This window comes from Bacillus swezeyi (assembly GCF_030908325.1).
Taxonomy (GTDB): Bacteria; Bacillota; Bacilli; order Bacillales; family Bacillaceae; genus Bacillus; species Bacillus swezeyi.
Genome location: NZ_CP133085.1, coordinates 1986405 through 2001752, shown reverse-complemented (window position 1 = coordinate 2001752; position 15348 = coordinate 1986405). Strand labels below are relative to the sequence as shown.

Here is a 15348-nt window from a genome sequence, read left to right as displayed (position 1 = left end):
GAACGGTGCAGATTCACACCGTCTTTACCGTTTCATGATCATTTTCCTTTGGATCAATATTAAACAATACAAGCGCCAAAGCGGCCAAACTGCACAGAAGCGACACGATGAAAATCAGCCAGCCCGCATTAGTCATCATGTAGGCAAAGACCGGCGGGCCGAGGGCTACTCCGATAAACCGCATGCTGTTGTAAAATGACGATATCGTTCCGCGTTCTTCTTTTTCGATTCCCTCTGTAATCAGAGCATCAAGTGAAGGAAGGGATATCCCGATTCCGATGCCGCCGATACTCATAAACAAAAATAATGGATAGAAGCTGTGGTTCCACCATAATCCTCCGAAAGACAAAGCAAGCAGGATCATCCCGATGAGCACACAAATTTTCATTCTGATTTTATTGTTGCCGATCAGCTTGCCGGCGAGGTATGAACTAACGGATAGAAAAAGCAGCGGAATGCTGAGCAGCGCCCCTTTTACAATCCCTTCAATCTGGTACTCTTTCTCCAGGTTATCTGACAGGTAAAACAGCACCCCGAATAAAAGAAACATAATAATGCCGCCGATCATAAAGATGGACACCAGCCAGCGTCCTTCCCTTTTAAATACCTTTCTCACATTTTTCGTAAAATCTTTGAACGATCTCTTCTCATCACTTTTCTCCTTCGGCTTCGGCACAAAAAACAACACGAGAAAAAAGCTGGCCAGAGACACAATCGGAATAAACCAGAACGGCATGAACCAAACCCATGATGCTAAAAAAGCCCCTAAGATTGGGCTTAATACTTTTCCGGCAGTATTTGCCGTCTCAATGTCTCCGAGACCTGCACTGATCTCTTCATCGTTTTGAAACAGATCCCCTATAAACGGCATGACGATCGGAGCAGCCCCCGCTGAACCGATGCCTTGAAGAACCCGTCCCGCTAAAATCATGGCATACGGCTCTTTGAAAAAAGATGAGGCAAAGCCTGCGAGAGCGCCTCCGGCTCCGGCAATCACCAAACATGGAAGCATGACCTTTTTTCTTCCAAACTGGTCGGACATATAGCCGGTAATCGGAATGCATATAATCGCAACAACCGAGTAAACCGTAATGATCAAAGAAACTTGAAAGGAAGAAATGTTTAATGTTTTTTCAATCACCGGCAAAACGGGAATCAGCATCGAGTTGCCAAGCGTCATGACAAGCGGGACCGAAGACAGCGCGATAATGCTTTTAACGCCTTTTTTTCTGCTCAACTTTTTTCACCCAATTCATTCATATTTCCATCCATTATTGTGGCTTAGTGTGGGTGTATTTATGTATGACATGCAAAAAAACAGCCGCTCGTTCTGAGCGCCCGCCTTTATTCAAAACGTTTTCTGACGACATGAAACCTGAATTTATCAGCCCGAAAATAGTTTAATGAATATAATACTGGCCTGTCATTTTGATCATAATGGATCTGCTTTAATAGCAAGAGAGCGGTCTCCGGATCACACTCAAGAATTTGAGAGACCGTATCATGATAGCCGATTGGCACGATGTCTGCAACCGCATAGCTGATGACCGCACCTGACTTATTCTCCAGCCATCCAAACATCGATTCCTGCTCATGTGAAAACCCTTTGGGCAGAATCGCCATCGGTATTTTATCAAGGCAATAGACAACAGGTGTCCCATTTGCCGTTCTCACCCGCTCCAGCAGGAAGATTTCACTGTCTTCTGTAAGCTGAAAGCGGAGCATGTCGTCTTCAGTCGGATGGGTCACCTGTGAAGACATAAAAATGGTTCCCGGGGTCATGCTTGCCTGTTCAATCATTTTCGTGACGCTGTTCAGCTGCTCAATACCTGACAGGAATAAAGGCTTTGGGTTTACAAAAGTTCCGACGCCATGCCTTCTGACGATGACATTTTCTTCTTGCAATATGCTGAGCGCTTCCCGCAAAGCCGTTCTGCTGACGCCCATCATTTTTGACAGCTCGAATTCAGAGGGGAGCTGCTCATTTTCACGATAGACTCCGTTTTGTATATCATCTTTTATCCGATCAATCACTTTAAGACATAAACGTTGATTGTCAGCTTTTATCGACATGTTCTCCCTCCGTCTGACCAGATCAGATTCAAATTACCTTTAATTGAGGATAACTATATCATGTTTTGTCAAATAAATAAATAGACGCTTTTTCACACGAACAGTTTACATAATATTTTTATAGGAAACTGAGCTCTCTTCTCTTAAGAAGAGAGCTCTTCATATTGTTCTTTTGACATCAGAACTTCGCGGGGCTTTGATCCTTCATAAGGACCGACGACGCCCCGTTCTTCCATCGCATCGATCAGCCGGGCCGCCCGCGTGTAGCCGATGCGGAACCTTCTTTGCAGCATGGAAACGGAAGCCGTCTGCATGTTGACGACAAGTCCGACCGCTTCATCGTAAAGATCATCTGTCACTTCACTGAGCGTTTCCGTCGTTTCCTCAGGAATCATTTCCTCTTGATACTGGGCCTTTTGCTGAGTAATGACATGGTCAACGACTTTTTCAACCTCTTCATCTGATAAAAAGGCTCCTTGAACGCGGAGCGGCTTGTTGGCTCCGACAGGCAGAAACAGCATGTCCCCTCTTCCAAGAAGCTTTTCAGCGCCTCCCATATCGAGAATGGTTCTGGAATCTGTCTGTGAAGATACACTGAAAGCAATCCTTGAAGGAATATTGGCTTTGATCACACCAGTGATGACATCGACTGACGGGCGCTGCGTTGCGATGATCAGATGGATTCCGGCTGCACGGGCCATTTGCGATAGCCTTGTGATCGAATCTTCAACATCTGAAGAAGCGACCATCATTAAATCGGCAAGCTCGTCCACAATCACGATAATATACGGAAGCTCGGGCTGCTTTGCTTCTTCTGATGCATTCATCCGTTTAATGTAATCATTATACCCTTCGATATTTCTCGTCCCCGTGTGTGAAAACAATTCATAGCGACGCTCCATTTCATTGACGACTTTTTTTAAGGCCTGTGACGCCTTTTTCGGATCAGTCACAACAGGAGCAAGCAAATGAGGAATCCCGTTATAAACGTTCAGTTCGACCATTTTTGGATCGATCATCATCATTTTGACTTCATGCGGTTTTGCCCTCATTAAAACACTTGTGATAATACCGTTGACACAGACGCTTTTTCCGCTTCCCGTCGCACCTGCGACAAGAAGATGGGGCATTTTGTTTAATTCAGCCAAAACCGCTTCTCCGGAAATATTCCGGCCAAGTCCAATCATCAGCTTTGCATCTGGCCGGTCATTCAGCTTGGATTCGAGCACTTCTTTCAGGGAAACCATCGCAACCTCTGCATTCGGCACTTCGATGCCGATCGCCGATTTCCCGGGTATCGGCGCCTCGATGCGGATATCCTTGGCAGCAAGGGCCAGCGCCAAGTCATCGCTCAAATTGACAATCTTGCTCACTTTGACGCCTACATCAGGATAGACTTCATATTTCGTCACTGCCGGACCGAGGTGGACCTGGGTCACTTTCGCCTTGACCCCGAAGCTTTGGAATGTTCTCTCAAGCTTTCTCGCATTATCATAAATATTTTTTTTGTCGGTCTGCTGTCCCGTATGCTTCGGATCATCTAATAAATTGATGGATGGGAGCTGATAGTCCTTATTTTCAAGCTCTGTAAACGTAATTTCCGGAGCAGTTTGCAGGTCCCCATCCACTTCGGGTTCGGGAGCTGTTTCAGCCGGCTCTGGCGTTTCATAAGCTTGTACATCAGATGTTTCGTCACGGTCGGAAAAACTTGAGATTATCGGTTCGGATTGAATAACCGGATCCGGTTCCTGATCGGGTTCCGGCTCCTGTACAGGGTCTTCAGCAGCGGTGGGTTTCCGCTGCGTTTTGCGTTTTTTTCCTGATTTCTTTTTTGGCGTATTGTTTTTCAATTGCTTGAGATCGGCAAGAAACGCATGCCATTGATCTTTGATGAAAGACGCAACCGGAGCCGTCCATTTAATCAGCGTCTCCTGAAGCGAACGGTCAGTGATCAGCAGGAGGCCGATCAGAATCAGAAAAATGGCAATAATTTTAGATCCGGCAGAGGCGAACAGGAAATATGATGCCGCAAACAGCACCGCTCCAATCATTCCGCCGCCAAGATCAGGCGAGTCCGTCTTGCCTTTCAAGTCCATCATAAACAGCTCCCACGTATTTTGTATCACGCTAGGAGACTGGATCATTCCCCTGTCTGCCAAGTGCTGAAACAGCTGAACATGAGACAGGAGCAGAATGCTTGCAATGATGCAATAAAGCCCCGCTTTTCTTCTCGTCAGAAAGCTGGGCGTTTTTTTCTTCCAAAACAGCGATACACCAGTTAAAAAGAGAGCTAGCAGACACAGGATAAACCATTCTCCTGCAAAAAAACGGAACATGTAAATGAACGTTTGACCTGCAACACCAAGCTGTAAAACTGCAATGATCGATATGGCGATACAAATTAAACCGTACAATTCAAATTTAAGATTAATCCGTTTGACCTGTTTTTGTTTCTTTTTCGATTTTCTTTTTCTTTTTGCCATGTTCCATCACCTTACTGCATAATAAAAAATATAAAAACAAAGAGAAAGCAGCCTGCTTCCGGCTGCAATTTTTCCTCTGGATTCCCCTATTATAGCATATTTATCCTTGTGACACTTCAGCTATTTATAAAATGTCAGTTTCAGCGTCTGCCCTGGGGCTGTCTCCTGTTTTAAGAAATCCATTGGATTTGTGCTGAGAACCTGAACCACTCTGGCTTCTTCTCCATTCATTTCAACCAGGAGCGGGACGCCGTTTACATCGATTTGTCTCAAGTTCGTTCCTTCTGACTGCCCGGCGAAAACGATTTCCTGCGGCATGGTCGTATACAGAATCATTGAATCATCCTTTCTTCACCGCCGCGGTTCTGTTCAATCAATTCATTGAGCTTATTGATCGCTTGGCCGACTCCGCCCGTCTCATCGATTAAACCATCCTTGACCGCATCCTTTCCGACGACATTCGTTCCGATGTCACGGGTCAGATTCCCTTTTGAAAACATCAGCTCTTTAAATTTGTCTTCCGAAATGTTTGAATGGCTTGTCACGAAGTTAATAACTCTTTCCTGCATTTTGTCAAGGTATTCAAATGTTTGCGGCACACCGATAACAAGCCCTGTCAGTCTAACCGGATGAATCGTCATTGTCGCGGTTTCGGCGATATAGCTGTGGTCACAGGAAACGGCAATTGGAACACCGATTGAATGGCCGCCTCCGAGCACGATTGAAACCGTCGGTTTTGACAGCGACGCCAGCATTTCAGCTATCGCCAGTCCTGCTTCAACATCGCCGCCCACTGTATTCAATATAATGAGCAGCCCTTCGATTTTAGGATTTTGTTCTACTGCGACAATCTGCGGAATCACGTGTTCGTACTTTGTCGTTTTATTTTGGGGCGGAAGCTGTACATGCCCTTCAATTTGCCCGATGATGGTCAGACAGTGAATGTTTGAGTCCTGCCCCATTTGGGGAAGCGTCGTTTGGCCAAGCTGCTGAATTTTGTTGACAAGATTGTCTTTACCGTCCTGCTTGTCCGGCTGCCCTCCTTGTCCGTCCCCGTTTTGTATCCGGTTTGAATCCATCTGGCTCACCTCTTTCTCGAGTTTCTTTTGTATTATGGACAATGGTGTTTTTTTCATACAATATAAAAAAACCAAGAGGGATCCTCTTGGTTTCAGCTTGTTGACAAACGCTTGCATTCGTCGTCACGGCTGCGCTTCGGTGCTCACGTATCAGTCATACGCTCCGCTCCGATGCTCGCCGTTCCTAGACTTCAAGCGTTTTCAAGCCAAGCTGGGCTTTAAGGTAAAAAACCAAGAGGGATCCTCTTGGTTTTTCTTTATACTTCCATGATGATTGGGATGATCATTGGTTTTCGTTTTGTTTTTTCATATAAGAATTGATTCAAGGCGTCGCGCATGGTTTGTTTTAAGGCGGACCATTCGACGACTGCGTTTTCTGTGCTTTCTTTGACGATATCTCTGACACGCTCTGTCGCTTCAACGATCAGCTGTTCAGATTCCCTGACATAGACAAAACCTCTCGTGATAATTTCGGGTCCTGATACAAGATATTTTTTCTTTTTATCAAGGGTAATGACAACGATTAAGATTCCGTCCTGGGAAAGGAGACGCCGATCTCTGAGTACGATGTTGCCGATATCGCCCACACCGAGCCCGTCAATCAGAATGTTGCCTGACTGCACCTTATCACCGATTTTGACGTTTTGGCCGCGAAACTCAACGACATCGCCTTTTTCAACAAGAAAAATGTCGCTCCGCTTCATTCCGATTTCTTCAGCAAGCTTGGAATGCGCTTTTTGCATTCTGTATTCGCCGTTTACAGGAATTAAATACTTCGGCTTCAGAAGATTCAGCATCAGCTTCAGCTCCTCCTGGCAGCCGTGCCCTGAAACATGGACGCGTTTTTGTGCGAATACAACGTGGGCACCCGCTCTTGTCAAAAGATCGACGGCTTTGGAATACACCAATTCCTGGCCCGGTACTGGAGAGGATGCGATCAAAACGGTATCCCCTTCTTCAATATCAATCTGCTTATGCCCTTGTTTTGCGATTCTTGTCAAAGCAGCCAGCGGCTCTCCATGATTGTCCCCGGTCAAAATGGCAACTTCTTTTTTCGGGTGCTTTTTGACTTCCTGGACAGGGATGAACATATCCTCGTCTGCCGTTACATAGCCAAGCTTAATGGCGAGCTGCAGGATGGCGGAGATATTTTTTCCTGAAACCGCAAGTTTTCTGCCGTTTTGAAGAGCGGCATCAATCACCTGCTGAATCCGGTTAAAGTTTGAAGCGAATGCAGCAACGATCACACGGTTTTCCGCGTTATACATCACATCGGAAATTTCACCGCCCACAACGGCTTCTGACGGCGTATAGCCCGGCTTTTCAGCGTTGGCGCTGTCAGAAAGCAGACAAAGTACACCGCTGTTGCCGATTTTGGCGATTTCGCCGATGTCGCTCGTCTGGTTTAAAACTGGTGTTTGGTCAAATTTGAAATCGCCTGTGCTAACGATGGATCCAAGGGAAGTTTTAAAGCTGACACCGACGGAATCAGGGATGCTGTGGTTTGTTCTGAAAAATGACACTTTTGTTGACTCAAATGTAATAACGGACTTGGAATGGATCTCTCTTAAATCAACTTTTTTATTTGAACCGTACTGCTTCAGCGTTTCTTTTAAAAGGGCAAGCGTCAGTTTTGTTCCGTAAACAGGCACGGATAGTTTGTTCAGGCAGTAAAAAACGCCTCCGATGTTTTCTTCATGTCCGTGTGTCAGAAAGATCGCCTTTACGCGGTCAGATCGTTCGATTAAATAGGAAATGTCAGGGATAACGACATCGATTCCCAACATTTCATTTTCTGGATGCATGAGTCCGGCATCAACCACGAATATGTCAGAGTCGATTTCAATGACATAAAGGTTTTTTCCGATCTCCCCGACGCCTCCTAAGGCGATGATTCTAATATTTTCTGTATTTTTTTTCAAATTGTAATCCTCCTAATCTAAGTACCCGTCCATCATCACTTGTCCCTATTATACCTGAATCTAATTTTAGAAAACAAGAACCATTATGTATATAACAAACGGCCATCCCCTCCAAAAGAGAATGACCGTTTTCGTCCGTATTGGTTTTTACAAGCCGTTGATCAGGCTGCTTAAACGGAGTCGTTCATCTTCATTTAGCGGAATCAAAGGGAGTCGGACAGATCCGACGTCAAGACCCTTCAGCTGAAGAGCCGTCTTTAAAGGAGACGGATTCGGAGCTGCGAAAAGGCCTTTCATCAGCGGGAGAAGCTTCTGATGGATCAAGGCTGCTTGTGCCGTATTCCCGTCGATATAATGTTTGATCATCTCCTGCATTTCCGGACCGATGATGTGTGATGCAACGGAAACGATTCCTCTGCCTCCGACAGACAAAGCAGGCAGGGTGAGGCTGTCATCGCCTGAATACACGGCAAAATCATCAGGTGTTTCAGCAACGATTTTCGTGATGGCGTCGAGATCGCCGCTCGCTTCTTTAATCGCAACGATGTTAGGAATTTCCGCCAGACGTATCGTCGTTTCAGGAGCAAGCGAAGCCGCCGTCCTGCCAGGCACGTTATAAAGCATGACCGGCAGCGATGTTTCTTCTGCAATCGCTCTGAAGTGGCAGTACATCCCTTCTTGAGAAGGCTTGTTATAATACGGCGTCACGAGCATCACGGCGTCTGCTCCGGCTTCTTCAGCTTTTTTTGTCAGTTTGATCGACGCCTTCGTGTTGTTGCTTCCTGTGCCGGCGATAATTGGCGCACGGCCGGCCGCTTCCTTGACGGAGTATTGAATGAGCGCTATTTTTTCTTCTTCTGACAGTGTCGGCGATTCCCCGGTTGTTCCGGCAACAACGAGGGAATCCGTTCCATTGTTCAACAAATAATCAATCAGCTTTGACAATTTATGAAAATCGATATTTTCATTTTTGTCAAAGGGTGTAACCATTGCAGTTGCAATATTTCCGAAATTCATTTTTTTCACCTCATCATGATTCAATCACATTTATTTTGATAGTTCAAACACTTCATGCAGCGCGTTTACGGCCGTCGCCATATTTTCCTCGTGAACAAGCACCCAAATCGTCGTATGGCTGTCTGCCGACTGAAGAATCGGAATGCCTTTTTCCGATAGGGCGGTAACGATTTTAGAGGTGACACCCGGTACGCCCATAATGCCCGCACCGACGGCTGACACCTTCGCACAATTTCTCGTTATGGCGGGTTCATACCCCAATTCTTTCAGTATCCCGAGCGCACGGTCTGTCATGTTTCCGGAGACCGTGTATACAATTTCACTTGGGGTAATATTAAAGAAATCAACGCTGATGCCGGCATTGGCCATCGCTTTAAACACTTCGGTCTGTACATTGTATTGTCCTTCTTTTGCCGGAACTTTAAACTGGGTCACGTCTTTTACATGGGCAATCCCTGTGATGAGCCGCTCAAACACGTCGCTTCCGGCCTTTGAAGTGTGGTGACTTGTCACAAGCGTTCCGGTTTCCTTTGAATATGTTGACCGAACCCGAATCGGCACCTTCGCCTGCATGGCAATCTCCACCGCTCTCGGATGGATTACCTTTGCACCTTGATAGGCTAAATTGCAGATTTCCGTATAGGTGATCACGGGCAGCGGCTTTGCTTTTTCAACGATTCTCGGATCTGCGGTCATGACGCCTTCTACATCTGTGAAAATATCTATAAATTCTGCGTCCAACGCGGCTCCAAGGGCAGCGGCCGATGTGTCGCTTCCGCCCCTGCCGATCGTTGTGATGTCCCCTTTAGCCGTGGCGCCTTGAAAACCGGCGACGACAACCGCATCATGTTCGGCCAGCATGCTGACAAGACGTTCCGGTTTCATTTCAAGAATTTTTGCGTTCGTATGCTGGTTATCTGTTAAAAAGCCGGCCTGTGCGCCCGTCAAAGCCGTAGCTTTCATTCCATTTTCCAAAAGCATGCTTGCAAATACAACTGAAGAAATCGTTTCACCGCATGACAGCAGCAAATCCTGCTCCCGTTCAGTGATCGCATCCTGTCCGCCGTAAAGCAGATCAAGCAATGAATCGGTTGCGTAAGGGTCTCCCTTGCGGCCCATGGCTGATACGACAACAACCGCTTTGTACCCTTCATTGACCGCTTCTTGAATGTGACTTAAGGCCAGTTGTCGGCCGCGGTCATCTTTTACAGACGTTCCGCCAAATTTTTGAACGATGATTTTCAATTTATTTCACTCCAAGTTCATTTCGGACGTAATAGAAGAGAGCAGGCTGATTTTAAGCCTTACTCTCTTCTCACATCTCCCGTTAGAAATCTTAACATATTTAAACTAAGTTTAAAGCTTTTAAGCTTTCTGCGATTTGAACGGAATTCCATGCCGCCCCTTTCAGCAGGTTATCGGAAACAATCCAAAGATGAAAGCCGTTCGGACGGTCGAGATCTTTGCGCACCCGTCCGACAAACACATCTTTTTTCCCTACTGCATCGGCAGGCATCGGATATACCTGTTCGGCCGGATCATCTTGCAGGATGACGCCAGGAGCTTCTTTTAACAGGTTTTGTATGTCTTCTGCAGTTACATCGTCACGGTCTGTTTCAATGTAGACGGACTCTGAATGCCCTGTTGCAATCGGCAGTCTGACACATGTCGCTGATACTTGAAGTTCAGGCATGTGCATGATTTTTTTTGTTTCATTTATCATTTTCATTTCCTCAAACGTAAACCCGTTATCCTGGAATTTATCAATTTGAGGAACAGCGTTAAATGCGATTTGATAGTGTTTTTCATCGCTCTTCACCGGCATGATCTCAGGCTCGAACGGCTTGTCGTTTAAAATGGCTTCCGTTTGGCCGTAGAGCTCTTCAACAGCTTCATTTCCGGCTCCTGATACCGCTTGGTAGGTCGACACGATGATTTTATTTAAACCGAAAGCCTTGCGGATCGGCTCAAGCGCAACAACCATTTGAATGGTTGAACAGTTCGGGTTTGCAATAATGCCGTTATGCTGATGCAAATCTCCCTCATTGACCTCAGGAACGACGAGCGGAGTGTTTTGATCCATCCGAAATGCGCTCGTATTGTCAATGACGATCGCACCGCGTTTGACAGCTTCATGAGCAAGCGCCTGTGAAACGCTGCCTCCAGCGCTGAACAGCGCGATGTTTACGCCTTCAAAGCTTTCTGGACGAGCTTCCTGCACAGTATACTCTTTACCTTTAAATGTAAGCTTCGTACCTGCTGAACGCTTTGAGGATAATAAAGTCAGTTTATCCAGTTCAAAATTTCTGTCTTCTAGTGTTTTTAACATTTGCTGTCCTACAGCGCCTGTCGCACCAACTACTGCTACATGTAATCCTCTGCCCAATTGTAAAACTCCTTCCACCTTAATCGTCGTGACGATTGGTTGACTATGCATTTTACATTTTATTTTAACATAGAAGTGAGCCGGGTGATTGATATTTTTTGTTACATCTTTATTTTTAGAAAGATTTATTGATCATTGTTTATCAGAACGGGCTGGATTTGTTTATAGGAAAGCGCTTCTTCGACCGCCGGCAGCAAAAGGTCCATTTTGGCGACGAGTGAATTCGGCTTTTGATAAGGGTCATCCTGACCGAACGGAATGAAGAAGATGTTTTTTGTCGTCATCAGTCTCATCAGGTTGACACCGTTAAGACCGAGCGCATCATTTGTTGATATGCCCAGGACGACCGGCCGGGAGTTTCGAATCGTCGCCTTGGCCGCCATGAGAACCGGAGAGTCCGTCATCGCGTTCGCAAGCTTGCTCATTGAGTTTCCCGTCAAAGGCGCAATCACCATACAGTCAAGCGGTGTTTTCGGCCCGAGAGGCTCCGCTTTCGGAATGGAATCAATCACTTCAAAACCTGTCAGCTCTTCAATTTTCTTCACCCACTCTGCCCCTTCTCCAAAGCGTGTGTCCGTCGATTTTACAGTATGCGTCACGATCGGTCTGACTTCCGCCCCTTTACTTACAAGCTCTTCAATTTGCGGAAATACGGCATCATACGTGCAATGTGAGCCTGTAAGGCCAAATCCGATTCTTTTCCCTTTGATCGACATTATGACAGCCCCTTTCGGTCGGTTGTTGATTGTGACAGAAGGTTACACAAAACATTGGCGATGATCTGACCTGCCGTTTTAGGCGCGACAATGCCGGGAAGTCCTGGAGCGAGCAGCGCTTTAATGCCCTGTTTCTCGGCAAAGTCAAAATCAGTCCCTCCTGGACGGGTCGCTAAATCAAGAATCAGGGTTCTGGGTGTCATTCGTGAGAGGACGTTTTTATCGAGAATGAGGCTTGGAATGGTATTGATGCAAATATCAGTATCTTCAACATGTTCTCCAAGTTCGTTTGTATGGAAAGGAGTGAGGCCCATTTCCATAATTCTGGCGAGGTGGGCGGAATCGCGGGCGCCGACTTTAACACGCGCTCCGAGAGCCGAAAAAGTCCGGCTGATGCTCATTCCTGTCCGCCCGAGCCCGAGAACCATGACATTTGAGCCGTGAATCGTATAATCAGTATGCTGTATGGCCATCATGATGGCCCCTTCAACTGTAGGTATCGAGTTGTAAATCGCAATATCGTCTCTTTCAAAAAGCTTGATAAGCCGGCGGTTTGCCCCTTTTGCCATTCCGTCTAAATATTGATTTGAAATCCCTGTATAGATGGTGCAGTGAGGCTGGGTTTTTTCCAAATGCTCCTGTTTTAACTTCACTTCTTCATTGGAGAAAACAGTCGCAACCGCACCTTCTGCGGATGTGCCTGATACAGGCAGAATCAAGCTGTCTACTGTTCCAAAGTCCAGTTCATGTAACTTTAATTTTGTAGCTCCGGTAAATCCGTGGTCAAGCTGATCAAAACCGACCAAAAAAACGTTCGCGTCCTGTTCCGTCAGCTTGCGGATGATTTCAAGCTGCCTCGCATCACCGCCGATGATTGCAATCGTCAATCCGGTTAACATGGCTCTAACATTCACCTTCTTTTTGACAAGGATCTAATTCCATAAGCTAATTTCATCATATGACAAAAAGGAAATAGCGGTGAATTGAAATAAAATTTATCAGAAGGAAAAATCAAAAAGCCCGCTCTTGAGGCGGGCGGGGAATCCAAGAATATAAAAAAACCGGCTGCCGCCGGCTTATTCGTCTTTTATTCCGCTGTCTTCAGGAACATCGAGAATGATCATGTCCGATCCGATTTTTTGAATCTGCGTCCAGGGCACCCTGATATCATTTCCCTGTTTTCTGCCAAGACCGAACCATTTAACCGAAGGGATGATGAGGGCCGTAATCTGCCCGTCTTGTTCGTTGATCTCGAGATCTGTCTGCCCCAGCACGCCAAGGCGCTCAGCCCGCTTGATATCTACGATTTCTTTTCCCGAAAGTTCGCTCAGCCTCATGAAAAAACCCCCTTTTGTATGATGTATGTACGAACAGCAAAAAACATGCCTGCCTAAAAAGACAAGCATGTTTTCATGTTTATTTTGGAAGTTCCCCCGTCGGACTGATCAAAGCCGAAGAATAATCGTCCGTAAAAATCCGGTTTGCAAGGCTGTTGACCCGCTCGAGATTCACGCCGTTCAATTTTTCGATAATCTCATCCAGCGTCCGGTGTTTTCCAAGCAGCAGCTCGTTTTTCCCGTTTCGGCTCATTTTGCTGTTTGTGCTTTCAAGGCTGAGCATTAAGCTGCCTTTCATCTGCTCTTTGCTGTTTTCAAGTTCTTTCGGTGTGATACCTTCTCTTTTTAACACGCGAAGCGTTTCGTGAATCGTTTCTGAAAGAACCTGAAGCTGGCCGGCGCCGGTTCCCGCATATATCGTCATCATACCGCTGTCTTCAAATGAACTGTGATAGCTGAACACGGAATAAGCGAGTCCTTTATCTTCACGGACATCTTGGAAGAGCCGGCTGCTCATGCTTCCTCCCAAAATATTATTGAGCACGATCAAGTCATAAATGTCAGGGTGCCCGGCCTCCAATCCATCGAAGCCGAGGCAGAGGTGGGCTTGTTCGGTTTCTTTTTTGCGCGTCATTTTTTCATGATGAAAATCAGGTTTTGACATTCCCGTTCTTTTTCCTTTTGCTTCATAGGAGCCGAAATGCTTTTCAGCTTCCTGAATAAAGCACTCAGGAACATTGCCGGCAATCGAAATGACGACGCGGTCCGGCGTGTAATATTCGTCCATATATTTTCTTAAGGCATCACCGTCAAATTCAGCAAGCGTTTCTTCCGTGCCGAGAATCGGATAGCCGAGGGAATGGCTTCCGTATGATGCTTTGCTGAGCAGATCGTGGACGATGTCATCAGGTGTGTCCTCATACATTTTAATCTCTTCATAGACGACGTTTTTTTCTTTTTTCAATTCTTCCTCGTCAAATGTTGAATGAAAGAACATGTCTGAGAGCACTTCCAAAGCATAGTCCGCATGCTCATCAAGAACTTTGGCATAATAGCACGTATACTCCTTTGAGGTAAACGCATTGACCTGACCGCCTATTCTGTCAAAAGACTCCGCGATATCTCTGGCCGTGCGCGTTTTTGTGCCTTTGAAAAACATATGCTCCAGAAAATGCGAAATGCCGTTAATCTCCGGTGTTTCATGTCTTGATCCCGTTCCAATCCAAACTCCGATAGCCACCGACCGGACTGTAGGATTGTTTTCGAATACGATTCTTACCCCATTTTGACAAGTATACCGTTTAATCAAATCTGTTCCTCCTATTCAAAGAACGGGCCGCACATCCTATTCTTCAACAAGCCTTTCTTCATTGAGAAGCTGTGAGACAGTTCCGATTCGATAGCCTTTTTCATGCAGGTTTTGAATTAAAACATCAAGGCTTTCGGCAGTTGGATCTGTCGGATGCATTAATATCATGGCGCCGTTATGTACTTTGCTTAATACCCGCTGCTGCAAGACGGCCGGATGCGGTTTCTGCCAATCGATCGTATCAACTGTCCACATCACCGTTCCCATTCCCATTGAATGGGCCTGATCGACGACCTCTTTGCGAAAACTGCCGCTCGGGGGTGCAAACCACTTCGGTTTTATCCCGAGGGTGTCTTTAATTTGCTCATTTGTCATCCTTAGCTGCTCTGAGATTCGTTCTCTCGTCAGTTTGCTCATATCCGGATGATTGTATGAATGGTTTCCGATTTCATGCCCGCCGCTTAAGACGGATTTCGCCAAGTCCGGATGATTCTTCACCCATTTGCCTTCCAGAAAGAAAGTAGCTTTCACATGATGTTTTTTAAAAACGGGAAGCATTTTTTCCAAATATTCATTTCCCCAGGCGACATTGATGAGAAACGATACCATCGGTTTATCAGGATGCCCGCGGTAGACCGGTTCGGGCTTCAGGGACGATAAATGGACTTCAGGTCTGACTTGGTCGTAGACAAGAAGCTTTTCATGAAATGCGCCGGCCCGTTTCATTTTTTTGTATGATTTTTCGATGTTCACTTTTACACCATTATAGCCTGGCATCGCTTTCCAAATCTTATCGATTTTTGCGTTTTGCGCTTTCACTTCGTATTCAGGCGCTTTTTGCAGCAGCTCCTGGTATAGATCGTCCTTTTGGGCGGCAACAGTGACCGCGTCTTTTCTCATCGCATCTATGTAATTTGGTGAGTATGGATGTTTCATCATCTGATAAGACATCACCATAAGAAAGATAAAAGCAGCAAACCGAACAATCGTTCTTTTCAATTGCCCTCTCCTCCCTTCCCCACAAAA

14 protein-coding genes are annotated in these 15348 nt (G+C 46.1%); all 14 read right to left on the bottom strand.

Annotated elements, in window-relative coordinates:
* Positions 1 to 13 precede the first annotated feature (13 nt).
* The 14 genes from RBH91_RS09945 to RBH91_RS09880 all read right to left on the bottom strand — a co-directional run bounded on the left by RBH91_RS09945 (position 14) and on the right by RBH91_RS09880 (position 15321).
* Complete coding sequence (locus RBH91_RS09945) at positions 14 to 1237, bottom strand: bacillibactin exporter BcbE (RefSeq protein WP_307894422.1); 1224 nt, start codon at positions 1235 to 1237, stop codon at positions 14 to 16.
* 107 nt (positions 1238 to 1344) lie between these two features.
* Positions 1345 to 2073 (bottom strand): GntR family transcriptional regulator, encoded by a 729-nt coding sequence (locus RBH91_RS09940; protein ID WP_076760577.1) that lies wholly within the window; start codon positions 2071 to 2073, stop codon positions 1345 to 1347.
* Between the two features lie 143 nt (positions 2074 to 2216).
* A complete protein-coding gene (locus RBH91_RS09935; RefSeq protein ID WP_307894421.1) occupies positions 2217 to 4556 on the bottom strand; it encodes a DNA translocase FtsK in 2340 nt (779 codons plus the stop codon).
* A 120-nt stretch (positions 4557 to 4676) separates the two neighbouring features.
* Complete coding sequence (locus tag RBH91_RS09930) at positions 4677 to 4892, bottom strand: YlzJ-like family protein (RefSeq protein WP_076760575.1); 216 nt, start codon at positions 4890 to 4892, stop codon at positions 4677 to 4679.
* A complete protein-coding gene (locus tag RBH91_RS09925) occupies positions 4889 to 5635 on the bottom strand; it encodes a ClpP family protease (protein WP_076760574.1) in 747 nt (248 codons plus the stop codon). Before RBH91_RS09925 ends, RBH91_RS09930 begins: the two co-directional genes overlap by 4 nt.
* 257 nt (positions 5636 to 5892) lie before the next feature.
* Positions 5893 to 7557 (bottom strand): ribonuclease J2, encoded by a 1665-nt coding sequence (rnjB, locus tag RBH91_RS09920; protein ID WP_307894420.1) that lies wholly within the window; start codon positions 7555 to 7557, stop codon positions 5893 to 5895.
* Between the two features lie 147 nt (positions 7558 to 7704).
* Positions 7705 to 8574, bottom strand: a complete 870-nt coding sequence (gene dapA / locus RBH91_RS09915) for a 4-hydroxy-tetrahydrodipicolinate synthase (protein WP_307894419.1) — start codon at positions 8572 to 8574, stop codon at positions 7705 to 7707.
* A gap of 30 nt (positions 8575 to 8604) precedes the next feature.
* Complete coding sequence (gene dapG / locus RBH91_RS09910) at positions 8605 to 9819, bottom strand: aspartate kinase (protein WP_307894418.1); 1215 nt, start codon at positions 9817 to 9819, stop codon at positions 8605 to 8607.
* 100 nt (positions 9820 to 9919) lie between these two features.
* The gene (gene asd / locus RBH91_RS09905) at positions 9920 to 10960 is read right to left on the bottom strand and encodes an aspartate-semialdehyde dehydrogenase (RefSeq protein WP_076760570.1); all 1041 of its coding nucleotides are present in this window, start codon (positions 10958 to 10960) and stop codon (positions 9920 to 9922) included.
* 125 nt (positions 10961 to 11085) lie between these two features.
* Positions 11086 to 11679 (bottom strand): dipicolinate synthase subunit B, encoded by a 594-nt coding sequence (dpaB, locus tag RBH91_RS09900; RefSeq protein ID WP_094777305.1) that lies wholly within the window; start codon positions 11677 to 11679, stop codon positions 11086 to 11088.
* Positions 11676 to 12575, bottom strand: a complete 900-nt coding sequence (gene dpaA / locus RBH91_RS09895; protein ID WP_307894417.1) for a dipicolinic acid synthetase subunit A — start codon at positions 12573 to 12575, stop codon at positions 11676 to 11678. Before dpaA ends, dpaB begins: the two co-directional genes overlap by 4 nt.
* Positions 12576 to 12752: 177 nt before the next feature.
* Positions 12753 to 13013, bottom strand: coding sequence for a YlmC/YmxH family sporulation protein (locus RBH91_RS09890; RefSeq protein ID WP_148955571.1), 261 nt, complete (start codon positions 13011 to 13013; stop codon positions 12753 to 12755).
* 79 nt (positions 13014 to 13092) lie between these two features.
* Positions 13093 to 14322 carry a M16 family metallopeptidase gene (locus RBH91_RS09885; protein WP_307894416.1) on the bottom strand — a complete coding sequence of 410 codons (1230 nt, stop codon included), beginning with the start codon at positions 14320 to 14322 and terminating at the stop codon, positions 13093 to 13095.
* A gap of 36 nt (positions 14323 to 14358) precedes the next feature.
* Positions 14359 to 15321: a polysaccharide deacetylase family protein gene (locus RBH91_RS09880; protein WP_307894414.1), complete on the bottom strand. Its 963-nt coding sequence runs from the start codon at positions 15319 to 15321 to the stop codon at positions 14359 to 14361.
* Positions 15322 to 15348: the final 27 nt, after the last annotated feature.